Below are 18,763 nucleotides of genomic sequence, written 5' to 3' on the forward strand. Positions count from 1 at the left end.
TGCCCGGCCAAACGCCTAAGGACCCAACACCATGGCCCTGATCTCAGCGGACCGCGAAAGATTCCCCAACACACCCTGGCAGCTCGTGGAAACACGCCACGAAGCGGGCAGTGAAGGGACGCTGGAAACACTCTTTGCCCTCGGCAACGGACATCTGGGGATCCGCGGCGCCCACTGGGCCGCCGCCGACTCCGACCTGCCCGGCAGTTTCATCAACGGGCTGCACGAAATCTGGGATATCAAGCATGCGGAAAACGCCTTCGGGTTTGCCCGGACCGGCCAGCGCATCCTCTACATTCCAGATGCCAACAACTTCACCGTGGTTATCGACGGCGAGTCCCTCAGCCTGGCCGAGTCCGAGGTGCTGGATTACCGGCGCTCCGTGGACTTCTCCACCGGAGTGTACGAATGCCGCGTCACCTGGCAGTGCCGCTCCGGCGCCGTCGTCACCACAACCGAACGCCGCGCCGTAGGTTTCGCCTCCCGCGGAGCCTTGGGGATCTCCCTGGATGTGGTGACGGACCGTGAGGTTTCCGTGGATGTCACCTCGTCGGTGATTAACCGCCAGGACCAGCCCGTTGAGGACCACTCTGTCCACGATCCCCGGCGGGCGGGCCGGCACGCCGGACGCGTGCTGCTGCCCCTGCGCCTCGAAGGCGGCGACGGATCACTCCGGCTGGCGTGGGAGGCTGCCGAATCCAAGCAGCGCGTGGGCGTTGCGGTTGACCACTGGACCTCCGCAGGGCACCAGCCGTTCGACACGCTGGTGGACCAGGACGACAGCAGCGTGCGCTACGTCCTGGCCGTCAGCCCGGGAGAGCCGTTCCGCCTCGAAAAGAGCGTCAGCTACGCGGCCGGCCCGGCGATCCAGGACCCCTCGCTCGATCCCGCCGCGGCCGCGGAGGAAGGCCTCCGCCCGGTGGAGGACATCTTTGCCGAGAGCGAAGCGCACTACCGCGACTACTGGGCCACCTCCGACATTGTGGTTGACAGCCAGTCCGTGCTGCAGCAGGCCATCCGCTGGAACCTGTTCCAGCTCGCCCAGGCGACGGCGCGTGCCGGCGTCGCCGGCATCCCCGCCAAGGGCGTGACGGGATCCGGCTACGAAGGCCACTACTTCTGGGACCAGGAGGTGTACCTCCTGCCGTACTTGACGTACACAAACCCCGCCGGTGCCCGGCAGGTCCTCGAATTCCGCCATGGCATGCTCCCCGTGGCCAAGATCCGGGCCAAGGAACTGAGCGTTGACGGCGCCCTGTTCCCGTGGCGCACCATCAACGGGCTCGAAGCCAGCGCGTACTACGCCGCCGGCACGGCACAGTTCCACATCGCCGCTGCCATCGCCTTTGCCACCAACCGGTATTTCTGGGCCACCGGGGACACCGCGTTCCGCGACGGGTTGGGCGCCGAACTGCTGATTGAAACGGCGCGGATGTGGATCTCGCTGGGCTTCTTCGGCAAGGACGGGCTCTTCCACATCCACGGCGTCACAGGTCCCGACGAGTACACCGCCGTGGTCAACGACAACCTCTACACCAACGTGATGGCCCGCTTTAACCTGCGTGCTGCCGCGGCCCTGGAGCATGCGGGCATCACGCAGGAAGAGCGGGAGCTGTGGGAGGCGGCCGCCAACCGGATGCAGCTGCCGTTCGATGAGCGCATGCAGGTGCATTCGCAGGACAACGACTTCATGCACCTGGAACCGTGGGACTGGACCACGCCCCGGTCCAAGTACCCCCTGCTCCTGCATTTCCACCCGCTGGTGATCTACCGCCACCAGGTCCTGAAGCAGGCAGACACCGTCCTGGCAATGTTCCTGCAGTGGCAGGATTTCACGCCTGAGGAAAAACACCGCGCCTTCGACTTCTACGACCCCCTGACAACGGGCGATTCAACCCTTTCGGCCTGCGTCCAGGGCATCATGGCCGCCGAGGTGGGGTACTCACGGCAAGCGCTGGACCACTTCACCAACGCCTTGTTCATCGACCTCGATGACACGCACGGCAACACCATCGACGGCGTGCACATCGCCTCCACCGGCGGGGTGTGGAGCTCCCTGGTCTGCGGTTTTGCCGGGTTGCGTGACCAGGGCCCCATTCCGTACTTCGACCCGCGGCTGCCGTCGGAGTGGGACGGGCTCACTTTCCACCTGAAGATCCAGGGGCGCCTGTTGCTGGTTGAACTCCGTGCAGGGGCCATCACCCTCACGGTCCGTGAAGGGGAAGCCCTGGCCGTGGACGTCCGCGGCCAGCTGGTCACCGTAGGTGCCGAGCCCGTCCAGGTGGCGCTCGAACCGGTGCCGGAACCGGAGCCCACGGTTTTCCCCAGCGGACATCCGACGGCGAGTATCCCCGTGGTGCGTGCCAACAGCTGAGTGAGGTGCGGCGGTGGGAGCCTAGTCTCCTGCCGCCGTCGTGCGCTCCGCCTCGGGTGACCGGTCCAGCGGGTGGGCCAGTTCGTCGTCGGGCATGCGCGCAGCGGCCATGGCAATCACTGCCATGACGGGGCATACGCCGCCGGCCACCAGAAAGATCAGCCAGACAGGCAGGACCTCGGCGGCCGGACCGGCCAGCGCCATTGAGACAGGCATCAGGGCGAGCGAAACGAAGAAGTCCAGGCTGGACACCCGGCCCAGCAGGTGCGGCGGGACGCGCCGCTGGAGCAGGGTGCCCCAGATGACCATGCCCACGCTGCCGGTGGCGCCGAAAACGAACAGCGCGGCGGCGATGGCCCAGAAGCTGTCCATGACGCCGACTGCGGCCAGGGGCAGGCTGCCGGCACCCCAGGACACCATCATCACCGTCAGGTAGCGGCGCGGCAGCCGGAAGGACGCCGTGAACAGCGAGCCAAGGGCGGCACCCACCCCCATGACGGCCAGGAGGAAGCCGAACATGCGGGAGTCGCCGGCAAGCTGGTCGCGCACCACGAACGGCAGGAGTACCTCGATGGGCCCGATCAGGAACAGCACGGAGATGCACGCCCAGATAAGGGTCCACAGCAGCCAAGGTGTTTGCCGGGTGTAGCGGACTCCCTCGCGCAGGTCGTGGAGGAAGGATGTCCCGGGGGCCCCGGCGCCCGCGCCCGCCGCCGCCCCGCGTCCGTCCCGCTCCGCCCCGTTGGTGGGCGCGGCCTGTGCATGCTGGCCCAGGAAGTTCAGGACGATGAAGGCCAGCAGGTGGCAGGCGGCCACTGCCGTGACAGCGTGCGACGGCGACAGGGCAGCCACCACCATGCCCGCCACCGCAGGGCCGGCCGCCTGCTGGAGCACGGGCCGCATGGACCCCTCCATCCCGTTCGCGGCCAGCAGGTCCTGGGCGGGGAGGATGCGGGGCAGGATGGCCGAGTAGGCAGGGAAGAAGAACGCGGCGCCAACGCCCAGGACAAAGGAGCCTGCGGCAACGTGCCACAGCTGGAGCAGGCCGGCCATGGCCAGCCCGCTGACGGTGGCTATCACCGCAAGGTTGGCGCCCTCCACGGCAATGATCAGCCGGCGCTGGGGGACCCGGTCCGCTGCGATGCCGCCGGCCAGGACGAACGCCACCAGGCCGGCGCTGCCCGCGGCCGCCACCAGGGAGAGTTCCAACGGGCCGCCGCCCAACTGGATCACCTGGTACACCATGGCCACGGCCCACATGCCGGAACCGAAAATCGAGATGGCCAACGCTGCGATGAGCACCCGGTACTCGCGGTGCGCAAAGGGCCGCAGGGCTTTGGGGGTGGGCATAGGCTAAGTCTAGGCTTTGGGCGTATGCCGGGGAGCCAGCCCAAACCGCCCTCCCGGCCGCGGCAGGTGGGGATGGCACTGGCGGTAGCCTAATGTTAAGCAACCTTAGTATTAGCGATTCCGGCATCGGCCCGCCGGCGAGACAAACAGAGGTGACCATGGCTACGCGCAGCAACCCCGCAGTACGAATCGCGCAGGAAACTGCCCACAACGCGGTATTCGATGCCGACGGCAAGCCCAAGCCCGGTGTCCACAACATGCTCCTCAGGGCGGTGGAGATCCAGCGCCCCCTGGTGGTGGCGTACATCCGCCGGCTGCAGAAGAAGCACCCCCGGGCCACGGCCGCCCAGCTGGCTGACATCCTGGAGCGCGACTACCTCCGCGCCGTCACCGGCGGCGGCGCGCTGGTGGGCGCAACCGCCGTGGTGCCCGGTGTCGGAACTGTGGCGTCCCTCGGGCTCTCTGCCGCCGCCACCGTGGGGTTCCTGGAAGCGACGGCCCTCTACTCCACCTCCCTTGCGGAACTGCACGGGATCCGGCTCACCAACCCCGAGAAGGCCAGCACCATGGTCATGGCCATCATGTTGGGCGAGGAGGGGACTGCCCTGCTTGGGACGCTCAGCGGCCAGGCGGCCGGGAGGGAAATGAACGCCAACAAGGCTTGGGGCAATGTCCTTTCCAAATCGATGGCAGTGCCGGGCTTCGGCAGCATCCGGAGCAGGATCCAAAAGGCTTTCCTCAAGAACCTCCTCAAGCGCCAGGGGTCCGCGCTCTTCGGCCGGGCCCTGCCGTTTGGCATAGGTGCTGTGGTGGGCGGAGCCGGTAACCTCATCATGGGGCGCGCTGTGGTGGCCAACGCCAAGGAGGCGTTTGGCCCCATGCCGGACACCATCCCCGGAGAGCTCACCGCTGCGGCCGCGGCACAGGACAACAAAAAGCTGGAAGGCAACACTTTTGGATCTCAACGCTGACCTTGGCGAATCGTTCGGTTCATGGAAGATGGGGGACGACGCCTCCATGTTCCAGCTGGTCACCAGCGCCAATGTGGCCTGCGGTTTCCACGCCGGAGACCCCGTCACCATGCTGGACAGCTGCAGGGCTGCCTACGAGCTGGATGTCACGGTCGGCGCGCACGTGGGGTACCGGGATCTGGCAGGCTTCGGCCGCCGCTCGCTGGACATGAGCTTCGACGAGCTGTTCGGCGACGTCCTGTACCAGTTGGGGGCGCTCGACGGCGTTGCCCACGCCGTGGGTGCGTCCGTGGACTATGTGAAGCCGCACGGAGCGCTGTACAACCGGCTGGTGCGCGACGCGGAACAGGCTTCCGCTGTTGTGGCCGCCGTGAACGCCTACGATCCCGGCCTTCCCATCCTTGGGCTGCCGGGGTCTGAGATGCTGAAGCAGGCGAAGGAGGCCGGCCATCCGGTGTTTGTCGAGGCCTTTGCGGACCGCGCCTACCTTGCCGACGGAACGCTGGTGCCGCGCTCACAGGAAGGTGCCGTGCTGCACGACGTCGACGCGATCGTCGAGCGGGCCGTGCGCCTTGCGACCAAGGGGGAAGTAGTGGCCCTGGATGGCAGCGTTGTGCAGGTCCGGCCGGATTCCCTGTGCATTCACGGTGATACTCCGGGAGCCGTTGGGATGGCTGCCGCAGTCCGGGCCGGGCTCGAAGCGGCCGGCGTGGAGCTGGAGTCGTTCGCCTAGCCTGCGTCCTAAAAGCAACGCGGGGTCACTTTTGGCCGGTGCGGGGCCGTTTATCGGGTACTAAGTGACCTCGCGTTGCTTCGAAACGGTCTGTGGCCTACCCAAATATCAGGTGCGCCACAGTAAAAATTGCCAGCCCGGCCAGCGACCCCACCACGGTGCCGTTGATCCGGATGAACTGCAGGTCCTTGCCCACCTGGAGTTCGATCTTTTGCGAGGTTTCCTCCGCATCCCAGCGGGCCACGGTATCGGTAATCACTCCGGCGATGTCGGAGCGGTACGTCCGCACGAGGTAGCCGGCGGCGTCGCCGATCCAGGTGTTCACCTTCCCGGCGAGCTCGGGGTCGCTGACCAGCCGGGAGCCGAAGTCGCGGACCGCAGCCTTGAACTTGATGGTCAGTTCGCTGTCGGGATCATCCACCGCACCCAGGAGGGCGCTCTTCACGGTGCCCCACGTGCGGGAGGCGAGTTCGCGCACCTCGGGATCGCCCAGGACCTGGGCCTTGATGTCCTCGGCGCGGGCAATCATTGCCGGATCGTGCTGCAGGTCCTGCGCGAGGTCGTTGAGGTACTTGTCGATGGACTGCCTTACTTGGTGGTTCGGGTCGGCCTGCACCGCGCGCACGAACTTCAGGATCTCCACGTAGACCTTGTCGCCCACCAGTCCGTCCACGAACTGCGGCACCCATGTGGGGGAGCGGTCGGACACCAGGTGGGTGACAGTATCGTGGTTGTCATCCACCCAGTCGGCGGCCCGGTCCACCAGCAGGTCCACCAGCTTGTGGTGGTGCCCGTCGTGGAAAATCCGCTCCGCCATCTTCCCCACGGGAGGTCCCCACGGCGGAGCCAGCAGGTGCTTGCGCACCATTCCCTCGATGACCGCCTGGACGTCGTCGTCGTTCAAAACCTTGAAAATACCCCGGATCAGGGCGGCGCCCTCCTTGGCTACCCTGTCTGCGCCGGCCGGCGTGGCAAGCCATTCCCCGGCCCGGCGGGCAATGTTGACGCTGGCCAGCTTCTCCTGGACCACCTGCTCGGAGAGGAAGTTAGTCTCCACGAATTCGCCCAGCGAGGCGCCGATCTGGTCCTTCCGGCGCGGGATGATGGCGGTGTGCGGGATCTTGATGCCCATGGGGTACTTGAACAGTGCGGTAACGGCGAACCAGTCAGCCAGCGCGCCCACCATGCCGCCCTCGGCTGCGGCCCGCACGTACTGCAGCCACGGATACTCCTTCTGCAGCGCGAAAGCGAAGACAAAAATCACCGCCATCACCACCAGCAGCCCGAGCGCCACCAGCTTCATCCTCCGCAGCGCTGCCGCCTTTTCGGCGTCGCCAGGGCTGAGGTGATGGACGACGGCGGCACGCACCTTCGGGCGGCCCTTCGGGTCGGGCACGGCGGAAGGCGCTGGCCCGGTGGGTGCTTCCCGGGTAGTTGGCTCAGAGTTCACCTGCATGTGCCAAGCCTAGCCCCGCGGTTCGCGCCGGGTCGGCTACCGTATCTCCATGACCAGTGACGAGTCCGGGCCGCAGCGGCCCACGGTCTTTGCCCACCGCGGTTCCAGCGCCGCCTTCGCCGAACACACCCGTGCCGCCTATCTGCAGGCGCTGGCAGACGGCGCCGACGGCGTGGAGTGCGATGTCCACCTCACGCGTGACCAGCACGTTGTCCTCCTGCACGACGCCAACCTGGACCGCACCTCCGACGGAACCGGACCCGTCGCCGAACGCACGCTGCGGGAACTGAGGCACCTGGATTTCTCGTCATGGAAGGGCGTGCGTATTCCCGAAACGTACGGGGCGCTGTCCGAGCAGTTCCTGACCCTGCCCGAACTGCTGGAGATCCTCCGGGGCGCCGGCCGGCCGGTGAAGCTGGCCATCGAACTCAAGCACCCCAGCCCGTACCAGCTCAAGCTCGAGGACCGGGTCCTGGAGGTACTGCGGGACGAGGGCTGGGATCCACTGACCTCTTCGCTGGACAACGTGTCAGTGACGTTCATGAGTTTCAGCCCGGACTCAGTGCGGCAGTTGCTCCACTCGGTTCCCCCTGAATTCGTCTGCCAGCTGGTGGACGATGTGGACATCCGGGTAATCCGCGCGGGCCTGGGCTTCGGCGTGATAACCGGCGGTGCAATTGCGAACCTGATGAAGGCCGCCCAGCTGGAAGGTGAGCGGATCCTGGACCTTGGCGAGGTGGGTATGGCCGGGCCCGGAATCGAGTACGTGCGCCGGCACCCGGCGTCCGTCCAACGCTGGCTCGCCGCCGGCCGGCGCTTCCGGGTATGGACGGTGGACACGGAACAGGATGTGGCGCTGTGCACAGGACTGGGCATCCAGGAGATCACCACCAATGTGCCCGCCCGTGTCCTCAGCCAACTGGAGCTTGCCTCGCCCCAGGGCAGGTAAGTTCCCGGCCGCGGGATGGTTTCGGCGCTTCCGGCGGTGCTGTGATTGAGTTGAACCATGCCTCTTCCCCGCTCCGGCCGGGCCGCCCAACACCTTTCTGCTGCAGCCATGAGCGCACTGCTCCTGGCAAGCGCCATGAAGCACTTCCGCGACCCCGGCTTCTACCGCCAGGTGGTGCCCGATTACTTGTGCCGTGAAGACGGCGCTGCGCCCTCGCGGCCCTTCGCCCTCCTTTCGAGGGAGGAATGGATCGCGGTGAGCGGCCTGCTGGAGCTGGCAGCCGCCGTCGGAATCATGGTCCCTGGAACACGAAAGGCAACCGCCACAGCCACCACCATGATGTTCGCTGCGTTCCTCGCGGGGCATGTCGACGCCCTCCGCCGGGCATACGGGCCGCAAGGAACCCGGGCGCAGCGGAAGGTGCACAGTGTGCGGCTTCCGCTCCAGGCGCCGCTCATTGCGTGGGCTTGGAGCCTGCGGAAGCCCGCCGTGGGAGCGGGGCTGTGACGCTGCTGGCATCACCGGCAGTGCGGATGGGCATCTCCATCAGTATCGCCACCGGCCTGTACGGCGTTTCCTTCGGCGCGCTCTCGGTCACGTCAGGGCTCAACTTCTGGCAAACCATGGCCTTGAGCCTGCTCCTGTTCAGCGGCGGCTCGCAGTTCGCTTTCATCGGTGTGGTGGCGGGCGGCGGCTCCGGCATCGCGGCCATGAGCGCTGCCACGCTCCTGGGAATGCGCAACGGGATCTACGGCATGCAGTTGAACGCTCTCCTGCACCCCACGGGCTGGCGCAAGTATGTGGCCGCCCAGTTGACCATCGATGAATCCACGGCCACAAGCTCCGGCCAGGCGGACCCCGCTGAACAGCGCCGCGGGTTCTGGGCCGCGGGCATCGGAATCTACGTGCTGTGGAACCTGTTCACCGCCGTCGGTGCGCTCGCCGGCAGCGGCCTGGGCGATCCAAAACAGTGGGGACTGGACGGCGCAGCGGTGGCTGCATTCCTTGGCCTGCTGTGGCCGCGGCTCAAGGGACGCGAGCCCGTTGCCATCGCCGTTGTGTGCGCCGTGGCCACCGTGATGGCCGTTCCCTTTGTCCCTGCCGGCGTCCCAATCCTCGTGGCGGCGGTGGTGGCTGCCGTGATCGGCTGGTTCAGCCACGGCCGCAGTGATGAAGGCCTGGAGCCGGATGTCGACCCCTACCCGGAACGCCACCGGCATGGCGGCAGGGGCAGCAGCCCCCTCGCGGGCCCGCATGAAGGCCGGGCCCGCGCGAAGGAGACAGGACAGGGGACAGCCGAATGAGTCTCTGGATCTGGCTCCTGATTGCCTGCGCCCTGGCCTACGCCTGGAAGCTGGTGGGCTACTTTGTCCCGGCCCGGCTGCTCGAAGATCCGAGGATGTCCCGTGTGGCCGGCACCATGACCATCGGATTGCTGGCATCCCTGACCGTGGTGAACACTTTCGCAACCGGCCAGTCGCTGGTTGCTGACGCAAGGCTGGGAGCACTCGCGGCTGCCGCCGTAGCCCTGGCGCTTCGGGCGCCGTTCCTGGTGGTGGTGCTGGCCGGAGCGGGCACGGCTGCGCTCTTGAGGATCCTCGGCTGGAATTGAGCGGGTGCCCCTTCCGGAAGCCCATGTTGCGATGTGGTGAAGATCAGTCACGTTGTGCTTTCCCGGTTGTACTATAAAAGCGGCTATGCAGTTGGCCATGGGATCTTCAGATGAATGGCGGCCATGGAAAATCAGCTGCACGCGGCCGGGGAAAGAGCCGGGCGTCCTCACCAGACAAACGTGCGACGACGGGCTGGACTGCCTGCCAAACGCTTCTTTACGCGCTTTTCCGGCCTGTCGGATGTTCCGGCCGAGGACTTGGAGTCCCTCTCCCGGAGCCTGTGGAAGTCATTTGAGCTTGATCCCGCATCCCAAATTCCGGCACTGCAGGCACTGGTGCGCCAGGAGCTTCGGGGCAGGGGGGATCCCGGCGAATAGCAGGCCGTGATCCCTGGGTCCCGTCTATGGTGGACTGGAACCAGGCCGCATTCCACTGCGGCGGCCATGAAGGAGGAACCGACATGAATGACGACATGAACGATCAGTCACGTCCGGAGCAGCCGAAGCATGGCCAAGGTGCTGACGGCGGCGCAGCCCGGGACACTGATTCCCGGGAGGCCGATGCCCGGGAGGCCGCGAAGAAGACGGCCGCAAAACCAGGACCCGACGTGCACGCACCGGAGCGGCACGGGAAGCCGCGGCAGGGCTACCTTGATCCAAGCGGTTCCGAAGGTTCCAGGGAGATGCGCGATACTGCACGGCGCCGCAGGGACGCGGAGGAAAAGCTGCAGCAGCACCTGATGGAAGCCAAGGACCATGTTCCCAACGAACACCACGGGCACCACTAAGGCATAGGGTCAGGCCACCCCGTGGGCTTCGCCGTCAGGCGAGCCGGCCCTGCGGCTGCATTCTTCGACAGCCATCTCATACCAGGTCTCCACACCAAATTCAGGCTCGGGCGTGTCCAGGTTCTGGTAGAGGGCATCCAGCAGGTGTGCCAGTTCTTCCGCGGTCATCGTGGGGAGGATTTCCTCCGGCCCGCGGGGATCATTGAGGTAAAGGTTCAGCTTTGAGCTGTTCATCTTAGTGCGGCCGTTGCCCGGGGGAGGTACTTGGATTGCTGCATGCGTCACTCCAAAATCAAGACACAGAGGGCTGGCTGCGTAACCCTTTCTGAAGTCTAGTGGCACCCTCAGGACGCCCACAATGGGGTTGCCGTTCAGTGGACTGCTAGCCCGGCTGGGTCTCCGCCAGGGGAGACGGCGGGACTGGCACATGCGCCGGAAGCGGCCGGGCCGGCCGGGACGTGCGGATGGCATCCTCGATCAGGGCCAGCGGCCGGCGCCAGGCGTCGGACCCTGGCTCCATGGTGTCCACTACGCCAATGAGCATTGCGAGCAGCCGGAACATGTCGGTCATGGAGATGTCCGCACGCAGGCTTCCCTGGCCCTGCCCGCGCACCAGCAACACGCTGATTGATTCCATGAGTGAGCCCGTAATGCCGGTCAGGAGCTCACGACGGCCCGCGACGGCGCCCAGCAGGTTGGCATCAGCGCTGGCAGCAGCCATCAGGGCCTCGAGGACCCGCAGCAGTCCGGCGGTCGCGTCGATAGTGGCCAGGGCGTCGTCGATCACGGGGTCCACTGTCAGGCGCAGCTGCCGGTTGAGCGCGGCGAGGACCAGCTCTTCCTTGTCAGCGAAGTTCCGGAAGAGGGTGGCCGGGCCCACTCCCGCCGTTGCCGCGATGGTCTGCAGCGGTACTTCGGGGCCATACTCGCGGAAGCACTGGCGCGCCGCTGTGATGATCTTGTCCACGTTCCGCGCTGCGTCGGCGCGGAGCGGCTTGCGGACGACTGCGAGGCTCATGCGAAAAGGTTAGCAATGGAGCTTTCGGCGTTCACTGTTACTGGAGGGTAGTGGGTTATGTGACGCGCCAGGCCACCCGTTTCCCCCTGCAGCCCTGCAGGATGCATGGCACACTGGCACCATGTTGCTTGCGTTTTCTGTTGCCCCCTCCGGCACGCCCAGCGAAGGTTCCCGTCCTTCCGATGCTTCAGTGCACGACGCCGTTGCGGCCGCCGTCAGGATCGTCCGGGAATCGGGGCTTCCCAACAAGACGGATTCGATGTTCACCACCATCGAAGGCGAGTGGGACGAAGTTTTTGACGTAGTGAAGCGGGCCACCGAGGCAGTGGGACGGTACGGAAGCAGGGTGTCCCTGGTCATCAAGGCTGATATCCGGCCCGGCTACACCGGTGAGCTGACGGCAAAAGTGGACCGACTGGAAGAAGCGCTCGCTGACGGTTCCTGACCCGCGGCGGCCGCATCCGCCGTCGGCCTTTTGCTCTGGACCCCGGCGCGGGCCCGTGCCAGACTGTGGCAATGTTCGAGCACAAGCCCCGGCCAGAGTGGATTGCGGCTGAAGAATACCTGTCCGACGTCGTCGTCCGTCCGGATTCCGCCCTGCAGCAGGCCATTCGCTCCGCCGAAGAGGCCGGCATGCCCGCCATCGAAGTGGCTCCCAACGCCGGAAAGCTGCTCAAGCTCCTGGTCCAGATCTCCGGCGCCCGCCGCGTGCTCGAAATCGGCACCCTCGCCGGCTACAGCACGATTTGGATGGGGCGGGGCCTTCCCGACGGCGGCAGCCTGGTCACCTGCGAGTTCCTGCCCAAGCATGCAGAGGTTGCCTGGGCCAACATCGACGCCGCCGGCTTGGGGGAAAAGGTCGAAATCCGGCTGGGACCCGCGCTGGAAACGCTGGCCGCACTTGAGGAAGAAGCCCGGGAACCATTCGATTTCATCTTCATCGATGCGGACAAGGAGAACAACAGCGGTTACCTGGACTGGGCCGTCCGGCTGGGCCGGCCCGGGTCCACGGTGGTGCTGGACAATACCGTGTGGGAGGGAGCCATCCTTGACCCCGGGATGGACCCGGTCAACGCGCCGGGAATCATCGACGCGCTGAAACTCCTCGGCGAGCATCCCCGGCTCGATGCCACTGTTATCCAGACGGTGGGCTCGAAAGGCTGGGACGGATTCGCGCTGGCCCGCATCCGGTAGCGCTGTGCTCATGTTGCCGCGCTCGCCGCTGGAACTGCTAAGTATGCTTAGAATGAATTTTCGGCTGGAGTTCGGCCGGACAGAGAGCAGCAGCGGAGGAAACTGATGAAAGCGTCACCCACCCTGGCCCGCAATCTGCAGACGGTGCTTACCGATCTCATCGAACTGCACCTGCAGGGAAAGCAAGCCCACTGGAACGTTGTGGGCACGAATTTCCGTGACCTGCACCTGCAGCTTGACGAGATTATTGCCGCTGCCCGGCTCTTCGCCGACCAGGCTGCTGAACGCATGCGCGCCCTGCACGCCCTTCCGGATGGCCGCAGCAGCACTGTCTCGGCCGGCAGCCGGCTGGACGAATTTCCCGCAGGGCTGACCTCCACGAAAGAGACGGTCAAGCTCATTACGGCCAGGCTGGAGCGTACGGTCCAGACCATGCGGGATGTCCATGATGAAGTGGATGAGGAGGATCCCACCAGCGCGGACCTGCTCCACGCGGCCATCGAGCGGCTGGAGCAGCTTGCCTGGATGGTCAACGCCGAGACCATGGCGGCCACGGCATCCGTCACCGAGCCGGCAGGCAAGTAGGCGCCGCCGCCCCGATGCCGGAACTCTCCGAAGAACACAGCCCATCACCGGCCGGTAACGCGCCGGCCAGCCCACACACACTGGTCCGGCTGTCCGCGAACGGGGTACGGCCTGGCGGTGTGGATGCCTTGTTCCAGGCCGTCTCCTCGGCCGTCGGCGACGTCCCCGCGTTGCTTGCATTGGCCCGCGACGCCGGGAAGGAGTGGCCGCGGCCCGGCGAAGGCAATACCGGGCTTCTCTGGGAGCTCCTGGCAACGATGGCCGCCATTGACGTCGCTGCTGCCCGCGTCTTCGAGCCGCACCTGGATGCCCTGGCCATCCTTGCGCAGGCGGGCCATGATCCTGCCCATGCCACGGGGACGTGGGGTGTATTCGCCGCGGAAGGTCAAGGCTTCCGGCTCAAGGCGGAAGCCAAGGGTTCCTCGGTTTTGCTCACTGGATCCAAACCCTGGTGCTCCCTGGCCCCGTTGCTTGACCACGCGGTGGTCACGGCCCACACGGACGACGGCGGCCGGGCGGCCTTTGCAGTGGACCTGCGCCACGCCGGCGTGACCTGCGGGGAACCGGCGTGGGTGGCACGGGGTTTGCGGGAAATTCCCAGCGGGCCGGTGCGGTTCGACAGGGTCCCCGCTGAGCCGTTGCAGGGAACCAACTGGTATTTCAGCAGGCCCGGGTTTGCCTGGGGCGGCATGGGTGTGGCCGCGTGCTGGCTTGGCGGGGCTGTCGGCATTGCCCGGGATTACCGGGATTCCCTGCATGCCGGAATTCTTTCAGGCCGGGAGCCTGACCAGATTGCGCTTGCCTCACTCGGCGAACTGGACCGCATCCTTACCTCCACACTTCAGTATTTGGCAGGAACGGCGGAGCGCATTGACCGCCGGGAACGGGACTCCCTGGAACAGGGAACTGCCGGGCAGGGGACCGCCGGGCAGGCATCGGCGTGGAGCGATGCGCTGCGGGTGCGCGGAACCTGTGCCGCCGCCGTCGAACGCGTCTTGTCGGTGGTCGGCAGCAACCGGGGCCCGGCCCCGCTGGCCTTCGACGAGAAGTATGCCAAACGGACGGCCGACCTGGCACTGTACGTCCGCCAGCACCATGGCATGCGCGACGACGCCCAGCTGGGCGCCCTGGCCCTGAAGGGGGACGCGTGGTGGTGACCTTCCTGCACACGGACGAGGGGACTGACGAGTCCGCCTGGGCGGGAGGGGGACTCGCAGTCCTTCCGGAACTTCCGCTGGGTCCGCAGGAGCTGGCCGCCATGAAGTTCCTGGTCCTGGCCGCCCACCCGGACGACGAGACGCTCGGAGCGGGCGGCCTGCTGGCACGGCTTCAAACACTCGGCGCAGAGGTGGAGGTGCTGTTGTTCACGGCAGGGGAGGCCTCACACCCCGCCTCCACCACCGTCTCCCGGGAAGAGCTGACCGCCATCCGCCTGGCAGAGTTCGCAGCTGCCCTCGAATCCCTGGGGCTCAAAGACCGCTGGCGCTACCATGGCCTGCCGGACAGCGGCCTGGCGGAGCACGCCGAGGCCATCACCCGCTGTGTCAGTGAGGCCGCGGCGGGACTGGCCGCACCCGCGGGCCGGCTCGCCATTGTTGCGCCCTACCGGGCCGACGGGCACGGAGACCATGAGGCCCTGGGCGCTGCCGCCGCTTCTGTTGCTGCCGACGGCGGTTATGCCCTGCTGGAGTACCCCATCTGGTACTGGCACTGGGCCGGGCCCGGGCACTCCGACTGGCAGTCCTGGGTACGGCTGCCATTAGAACCGGGCGAAGAGTCCTTAAAGGCGCAGGCCTTGCAGGAGCACACCAGCCAGACGCGGCCCCTTTCGCCGCACCCCGGCGACGAAGTCCTCCTGGATGAGTCCTTCCTGCGCCATTTCTCCCGGCCCTTTGAGACTTTCGCCTGGACTGCTCCGCAGGAGTTTCCGGCCGGAAAGCAGGACGCCGCCGGCAAGGCGCCCCATACCAGCAAGGACGCCCGGCGCATCTTTGACGGTGTCCACTCCAGGGAACCGGACCCCTGGCACTACACCACCAGCTGGTACGAGCGGCGGAAGCGCGCGCTGACGTTGGCAGCGCTGCCCGCCGAACACTATGCCTCCGGGCTGGAGCTCGGCTGCTCCATCGGGATGCTGACAGCCGATCTTGCTGCACGGTGCACGAACCTGCTGGCCGTCGATGCCAGCGGCGCCGCCCTGGAACAGGCAGCCGAACGCCTGGCCCCTTTCCCGGGAGTAGCAGCCAGGCAACTGACGCTTCCCGGTGAGTGGCCCGACGGAAGCTACGACCTTGTGGTGATGTCCGAGGTGGGGTATTACCTCGCCGCCGATGAGCTCGATGTGTTGCTCGAAAGGATCAGGGAATCCGTTGTGCCGGGCGCCGCCCTGGTGCTGTGCCACTGGCGGCATCCCATCTCGGGCTGGGCGCTCGACGGCGAAAGGGTCCACACGCGGGCACGGGACCGTTTGGCGTGGCCCACTGCCGGCCTGTACCGGGAACGCGACTTCCTGCTTGAAACCCTGATAGCGCCCAACGCCTCGGTGCCTGCCCCTTGACGCCGGTTGAGAGGGTAGCCGTGGTAATCCCGGTTCACAATGAGGAAGACCACCTGGACGCCGCCCTCACCGGCGTTACGGCCGCCGCTTCGAGACTGCAGCTGGCCCAGCCTGGAATTGGCGTGCGGGTACTTGTGGTCCTTGACTCCTGCACCGATGGTTCTGCTGCCATTGCAGCCACCTTCACTGCCAGGAACAGCTGTTTTTCTGCCGTGCCGGTCGCCTTCCGCAGCGTCGGGCGGAGCAGGCGTGCCGGGATCTGGCAGGTGCTCGGCGCTTCAAGCGACGACGGTCCTGAGGCCGCGGCAGGACTGTGGCTGGCCAACACTGACGCCGATTCGGTTGTTCCGGACAACTGGCTCGTGGGTCAACTGGAGATAGCTGCAGCGGGGGCCGATGCGGTCCTCGGGTCCGTGGAAGTGGATCCTGCGGGTGTCACGCCGGACTTGCTAAGCCGTTGGGAGTCCATGCACCCGTTCGCGGAAGACCATCCGCATGTGTTCGGAGCAAATTTCGGCATCCGCGGCTCGGCATACCTTCAGGCCGGCGGGTTCCCGCGCCACCTCGCACATGAGGACCGGGTGCTGGCGGCGCGGCTGCGGGAGAAGGGGTTTGACGTAAGGGCCACTGACACCGTCAGGGTGCGGACCTCGGGCCGGACACAGGCGCGGGCCCCGCAGGGGTTCGGCGCCTACCTGCGCACGCTCGGCATGGACATCGCACTGGCGCCGGAGAATTAGGCCAGCGCGGGACTGGACGGCTTAAACGGAAAGGGTCCGCTGCGTTTCCGCAGCGGACCATTTCCAGGAGGACTAGTCCTTTCGGAATGCGTCCTTGACCTTTTCGCCGGCCTGCTTCAGGTCAGCTTTGGTCTGGTCCATCTGGCCCTCAGTCCGGAGGCTTTCGTCATCAGTTGCCTTACCGGCCGCTTCCTTTGCTTTGCCGCCCATCTTCTCGGCGGCATTGTCAATCTTGTCGTCCAAACCCATGGCATTTCTCCCTTCGGCTTGTGGCCTGCGGCAATGCGCATGCCGTTCTCCCATGCTAGCCAGCCTGGGGTGTTGTTCAACAGGTCGCTGGCTGGATCCGCCAGGCAGTTGGCCGCAAAGCCGGGGGATGCTCAGACCAGGTCAGGGGCGCTGGCCACGATGTAGTCCGCGGCCGCGGGTCCGGTCATCGACAGGTTGTTGCTGTCCGGGTTGATTTCGTGTGTCTGCAACGCCGCCCACAGTGCTTCCGGCGGCTGGAGCGAAGCCTTGTGGAGAAGGCACCAACTGGTGTAGAGACCGTACAGCTCATCGCGTCCGAGGCCAAGGCCCGGTTCCCTGTCCGCGACAACTGCTTCGGCAAGAAATTCTTCAAAATGTGTAGCAGGCATGTTCGCTCATTCGGGTTCGACCGTGATGCCGCCGTTTCTGCTTCAGCGGCCCTGCCCGGCCCAGAAAGGCCTTGCAGAATAATCATGAAGGTATGGCAGGCGGCACACTTTGTCCAGTTAGGCCGTCCACCCAGGCCAGGGATTCCGTCCTGAATCGAGGGGGCCGACGGCGACTGGGGGGACTGGCCTCGGTCTCAGAAGAGGCCATCTCGCCGCCGGCCCCGCCTACACCCGGGCCACCATGCCAAACCCGGGAAGATAACAGGACCTCCGCTATCAATTTTCCCCTATCTTGGAAGTCCTGCCTAGCCCCCGGCGGCGGGCCCCGGCAGCGCTCCTGCCGGGGCCCGGTTGCCGTTAGTTCTTCTCGGTGCTTTCTCCGCCGTGGGCGCGGTCCCGGACTTTGTCCCGGACCCTTTCCCGGTGCGGCTCCGTAGGCTGGGCATCGTTCTTGCCGCCGACGTCATTCCCACCGGAAGCCTCATCCTGGCCGTTGGCGGCGCTGTATTTCTCGCGGAGCTCGCGGCCGTGCCTGATGTCTTCCTCTTCCTGTTTCTGCAACTTTTCGCTCTTCTTCGTGTCCCGCGGCGGCAGCTGAATGGTTTCCTCCGCCTCAATGCCGGCCTGCAGCTGCCTTCCCCGCTCCATCTCGGCGTCGAACTCCGCGCCGAATAGCAGGGACATGTTCAGGATCCACAGCCACAGGAGCATGACGATGACGCCGCCAAGGGCGCCATAGGTCTTGTTGTAGTTTCCAAAGTTGCCCACGTAGAACCCGAAGCCAAGGGAGGCCAGCAGGAAGACGAACAGTGCGATGCCGGAGCCCATGCTCATCCACTTGAACTTGGGCTGCTTGACGTTGGGTGTTGCGTAGTACAGTACGGCGATGATGGCGACGATAAGCGCGATCATCACCGGCCACTTGGCAATGTTCCATACGGTCAGGAAAACGCCACTGAGGCCGATCAGGCCGCCCACGGCCTCTGCCACCGGGCCGCTGAGCACCAGCATGCCGGCCAGGACGGCAACAATAACCACAGCCAGGAGCGTGACCACCAGCATTGTGCCGCGCAGCTTGATGAAGGGCCTGCCTTCATCCACCTCGTAGACACGGTTCATTGCCCGGCCGAACGCGCCCACGTACCCGGAAGCCGACCACAGTGCGGTGGCAAGGCCGATGACCAGGGTGAATCCTGCCGCTGGGGCGTTTGCCAGGTCTTGCACCACCCCGCCTACCGTGTCAACAGTCTCGGCCGGGACAAAACCGCTGACGATTTGCAGGAGCGCATTGGTGGTCTTCTGCGGGTCGCCAAAGAGCCCTATCAGGGACACAAGCGCCAGGATGGCCGGAAACAGCGACAAGACCGCGTAGTAGGTCAGGGCTGCGGCGAGGTCAGGGCACTGGTCCTTGGTGAACTCGCGCAGCGTCTTCTTGGCGATGTATTTCCAGTTTGGCTTGTCTAATTCCTTGGGGCTATCCGGCTTCCTGGAGTCGTCCGGATCCTGTGCCTGGCCCGCCTTGGCGGTGCTGGTTTCGGAAGAGTCGTGAGTGGCCATGGGGTGTCCTCTCGATTGGGGCCTGAACCTGACAGGCCGGCTCCGCGGGTTGGCGGGGCCGGCCTGTCAGTGGTGCTTATGTGCCTTTGCGGCGCGCCTATTGCCATGCGGGTGCCACGGCGGGCCGTTGGGTGTTTGGCCTAGGTGTTTTTGACGTTGGAGGTGGCGTCGGTGGCGCGGTCTTTGACGTCGGTGGCGGCGTGTTGGCCTTCGGTTTTGACGTTTTGGGCGGCGTCGGTGG

21 protein-coding genes are annotated in these 18,763 nt (G+C 66.0%); 14 read left to right on the top strand and 7 right to left on the bottom strand.

Annotated elements, in window-relative coordinates; translation table 11 throughout:
• Positions 1 to 31 precede the first annotated feature (31 nt).
• Positions 32 to 2,374, top strand: coding sequence for a glycoside hydrolase family 65 protein (locus tag PV768_RS17865; RefSeq protein ID WP_157239527.1), 2,343 nt, complete (start codon positions 32 to 34; stop codon positions 2,372 to 2,374).
• Between the two features lie 21 nt (positions 2,375 to 2,395).
• Here the strand turns inward: PV768_RS17865 and PV768_RS17870 are convergent, their stop codons facing one another.
• Entirely contained in the window at positions 2,396 to 3,724 is a 1,329-nt protein-coding gene (locus PV768_RS17870) for an MFS transporter (RefSeq protein ID WP_421093739.1), read from the bottom strand.
• Positions 3,725 to 3,882: 158 nt separating this feature from the next.
• Here PV768_RS17870 and PV768_RS17875 point away from each other — a divergent pair, with 158 nt between their 5' ends.
• Positions 3,883 to 4,695 carry a hypothetical protein gene (locus tag PV768_RS17875; RefSeq protein ID WP_321215171.1) on the top strand — a complete coding sequence of 271 codons (813 nt, stop codon included), beginning with the start codon at positions 3,883 to 3,885 and terminating at the stop codon, positions 4,693 to 4,695.
• Positions 4,679 to 5,428, top strand: coding sequence for a LamB/YcsF family protein (locus PV768_RS17880; RefSeq protein WP_421093740.1), 750 nt, complete (start codon positions 4,679 to 4,681; stop codon positions 5,426 to 5,428). The genes PV768_RS17875 and PV768_RS17880 overlap by 17 nt, the downstream gene beginning before the upstream one ends.
• Positions 5,429 to 5,525: 97 nt before the next feature.
• On the opposite strand, the gene PV768_RS17885 is transcribed toward PV768_RS17880, so the two are convergent.
• Positions 5,526 to 6,884, bottom strand: a complete 1,359-nt coding sequence (locus tag PV768_RS17885) for a DUF445 domain-containing protein (RefSeq protein WP_323058146.1) — start codon at positions 6,882 to 6,884, stop codon at positions 5,526 to 5,528.
• Positions 6,885 to 6,933: 49 nt separating this feature from the next.
• Here PV768_RS17885 and PV768_RS17890 point away from each other — a divergent pair, with 49 nt between their 5' ends.
• From PV768_RS17890 to PV768_RS17910, 5 genes are all read left to right on the top strand, one after another.
• Positions 6,934 to 7,833 carry a glycerophosphodiester phosphodiesterase gene (locus PV768_RS17890; protein WP_157239518.1) on the top strand — a complete coding sequence of 300 codons (900 nt, stop codon included), beginning with the start codon at positions 6,934 to 6,936 and terminating at the stop codon, positions 7,831 to 7,833.
• Positions 7,834 to 7,890: 57 nt separating this feature from the next.
• A complete protein-coding gene (locus tag PV768_RS17895) occupies positions 7,891 to 8,340 on the top strand; it encodes a hypothetical protein (protein ID WP_421093741.1) in 450 nt (149 codons plus the stop codon).
• Positions 8,337 to 9,137 carry an AzlC family ABC transporter permease gene (locus PV768_RS17900; protein ID WP_421093742.1) on the top strand — a complete coding sequence of 267 codons (801 nt, stop codon included), beginning with the start codon at positions 8,337 to 8,339 and terminating at the stop codon, positions 9,135 to 9,137. The genes PV768_RS17895 and PV768_RS17900 overlap by 4 nt, the downstream gene beginning before the upstream one ends.
• Positions 9,134 to 9,445 (top strand): AzlD domain-containing protein, encoded by a 312-nt coding sequence (locus PV768_RS17905; RefSeq protein WP_157239514.1) that lies wholly within the window; start codon positions 9,134 to 9,136, stop codon positions 9,443 to 9,445. Before PV768_RS17900 ends, PV768_RS17905 begins: the two co-directional genes overlap by 4 nt.
• A 461-nt stretch (positions 9,446 to 9,906) precedes the next feature.
• On the top strand, positions 9,907 to 10,233 hold the full coding sequence (locus tag PV768_RS17910) for a hypothetical protein (RefSeq protein ID WP_421093743.1): 327 nt from the start codon (positions 9,907 to 9,909) through the stop codon (positions 10,231 to 10,233).
• Between the two features lie 9 nt (positions 10,234 to 10,242).
• Here the strand turns inward: PV768_RS17910 and PV768_RS17915 are convergent, their stop codons facing one another.
• Together PV768_RS17915 and PV768_RS17920 are read right to left on the bottom strand one after the other, a co-directional pair.
• On the bottom strand, positions 10,243 to 10,467 hold the full coding sequence (locus PV768_RS17915) for a hypothetical protein (protein ID WP_104996592.1): 225 nt from the start codon (positions 10,465 to 10,467) through the stop codon (positions 10,243 to 10,245).
• Between the two features lie 148 nt (positions 10,468 to 10,615).
• Positions 10,616 to 11,251, bottom strand: a complete 636-nt coding sequence (locus PV768_RS17920; protein ID WP_421093744.1) for a TetR/AcrR family transcriptional regulator — start codon at positions 11,249 to 11,251, stop codon at positions 10,616 to 10,618.
• Positions 11,252 to 11,372: 121 nt separating this feature from the next.
• On the opposite strand from PV768_RS17920, the gene PV768_RS17925 reads away from it, so the two are divergent.
• From PV768_RS17925 to PV768_RS17950, 6 genes are all read left to right on the top strand, one after another.
• Positions 11,373 to 11,696 (top strand): thiamine-binding protein, encoded by a 324-nt coding sequence (locus PV768_RS17925; RefSeq protein ID WP_104996594.1) that lies wholly within the window; start codon positions 11,373 to 11,375, stop codon positions 11,694 to 11,696.
• A gap of 71 nt (positions 11,697 to 11,767) precedes the next feature.
• Entirely contained in the window at positions 11,768 to 12,445 is a 678-nt protein-coding gene (locus tag PV768_RS17930) for an O-methyltransferase (RefSeq protein WP_157239509.1), read from the top strand.
• Between the two features lie 105 nt (positions 12,446 to 12,550).
• A complete protein-coding gene (locus PV768_RS17935; protein ID WP_421093745.1) occupies positions 12,551 to 13,030 on the top strand; it encodes a Dps family protein in 480 nt (159 codons plus the stop codon).
• Positions 13,031 to 13,044: 14 nt separating this feature from the next.
• Entirely contained in the window at positions 13,045 to 14,187 is a 1,143-nt protein-coding gene (locus PV768_RS17940; RefSeq protein WP_421093746.1) for an acyl-CoA dehydrogenase family protein, read from the top strand.
• On the top strand, positions 14,181 to 15,587 hold the full coding sequence (locus tag PV768_RS17945; protein WP_421093749.1) for a PIG-L family deacetylase: 1,407 nt from the start codon (positions 14,181 to 14,183) through the stop codon (positions 15,585 to 15,587). The genes PV768_RS17940 and PV768_RS17945 overlap by 7 nt, the downstream gene beginning before the upstream one ends.
• A gap of 20 nt (positions 15,588 to 15,607) precedes the next feature.
• Positions 15,608 to 16,327, top strand: coding sequence for a glycosyltransferase (locus PV768_RS17950; RefSeq protein WP_321215178.1), 720 nt, complete (start codon positions 15,608 to 15,610; stop codon positions 16,325 to 16,327).
• A 72-nt stretch (positions 16,328 to 16,399) separates the two neighbouring features.
• Here PV768_RS17950 and PV768_RS17955 read toward each other — a convergent pair whose 3' ends face one another.
• The 3 genes from PV768_RS17955 to PV768_RS17965 form a co-directional block, all read right to left on the bottom strand.
• On the bottom strand, positions 16,400 to 16,576 hold the full coding sequence (locus PV768_RS17955; RefSeq protein ID WP_157239504.1) for a CsbD family protein: 177 nt from the start codon (positions 16,574 to 16,576) through the stop codon (positions 16,400 to 16,402).
• A 131-nt stretch (positions 16,577 to 16,707) separates the two neighbouring features.
• Entirely contained in the window at positions 16,708 to 16,965 is a 258-nt protein-coding gene (locus PV768_RS17960; protein ID WP_157239502.1) for a hypothetical protein, read from the bottom strand.
• 357 nt (positions 16,966 to 17,322) lie between these two features.
• On the bottom strand, positions 17,323 to 18,522 hold the full coding sequence (locus PV768_RS17965) for a YihY/virulence factor BrkB family protein (protein WP_421093747.1): 1,200 nt from the start codon (positions 18,520 to 18,522) through the stop codon (positions 17,323 to 17,325).
• Between the last annotated feature and the right edge of the window lie 241 nt (positions 18,523 to 18,763).

Origin of the sequence: Pseudarthrobacter sp. CC4, from assembly GCF_048957775.1 — a bacterium.
GTDB lineage: Bacteria > Actinomycetota > Actinomycetes > Actinomycetales > Micrococcaceae > Arthrobacter.

Excerpts from the sequence above, each read along its gene's own strand:
- PV768_RS17890 (WP_157239518.1), top strand. The coding sequence starts at position 6,934 with ATGACCAGTGACGAGTCCGGGCCGCAGCGGCCCACGGTCTTTGCCCAC.
- PV768_RS17895 (WP_421093741.1), top strand. The coding sequence starts at position 7,891 with ATGCCTCTTCCCCGCTCCGGCCGGGCCGCCCAACACCTTTCTGCTGCA.
- PV768_RS17955 (WP_157239504.1), bottom strand. The coding sequence starts at position 16,576 with ATGGGTTTGGACGACAAGATTGACAATGCCGCCGAGAAGATGGGCGGC.
- PV768_RS17965 (WP_421093747.1), bottom strand. The coding sequence starts at position 18,522 with ATGGCCACTCACGACTCTTCCGAAACCAGCACCGCCAAGGCGGGCCAG.
- PV768_RS17935 (WP_421093745.1), top strand. The coding sequence starts at position 12,551 with ATGAAAGCGTCACCCACCCTGGCCCGCAATCTGCAGACGGTGCTTACC.
- PV768_RS17940 (WP_421093746.1), top strand. The coding sequence starts at position 13,045 with ATGCCGGAACTCTCCGAAGAACACAGCCCATCACCGGCCGGTAACGCG.
- PV768_RS17920 (WP_421093744.1), bottom strand. The coding sequence starts at position 11,251 with ATGAGCCTCGCAGTCGTCCGCAAGCCGCTCCGCGCCGACGCAGCGCGG.
- PV768_RS17865 (WP_157239527.1), top strand. The coding sequence starts at position 32 with ATGGCCCTGATCTCAGCGGACCGCGAAAGATTCCCCAACACACCCTGG.
- PV768_RS17875 (WP_321215171.1), top strand. The coding sequence starts at position 3,883 with ATGGCTACGCGCAGCAACCCCGCAGTACGAATCGCGCAGGAAACTGCC.
- PV768_RS17870 (WP_421093739.1), bottom strand. The coding sequence starts at position 3,724 with ATGCCCACCCCCAAAGCCCTGCGGCCCTTTGCGCACCGCGAGTACCGG.
- PV768_RS17905 (WP_157239514.1), top strand. The coding sequence starts at position 9,134 with ATGAGTCTCTGGATCTGGCTCCTGATTGCCTGCGCCCTGGCCTACGCC.
- PV768_RS17915 (WP_104996592.1), bottom strand. The coding sequence starts at position 10,467 with ATGAACAGCTCAAAGCTGAACCTTTACCTCAATGATCCCCGCGGGCCG.
- PV768_RS17910 (WP_421093743.1), top strand. The coding sequence starts at position 9,907 with ATGAATGACGACATGAACGATCAGTCACGTCCGGAGCAGCCGAAGCAT.
- PV768_RS17925 (WP_104996594.1), top strand. The coding sequence starts at position 11,373 with ATGTTGCTTGCGTTTTCTGTTGCCCCCTCCGGCACGCCCAGCGAAGGT.
- PV768_RS17885 (WP_323058146.1), bottom strand. The coding sequence starts at position 6,884 with ATGCAGGTGAACTCTGAGCCAACTACCCGGGAAGCACCCACCGGGCCA.
- PV768_RS17960 (WP_157239502.1), bottom strand. The coding sequence starts at position 16,965 with ATGCCTGCTACACATTTTGAAGAATTTCTTGCCGAAGCAGTTGTCGCG.
- PV768_RS17930 (WP_157239509.1), top strand. The coding sequence starts at position 11,768 with ATGTTCGAGCACAAGCCCCGGCCAGAGTGGATTGCGGCTGAAGAATAC.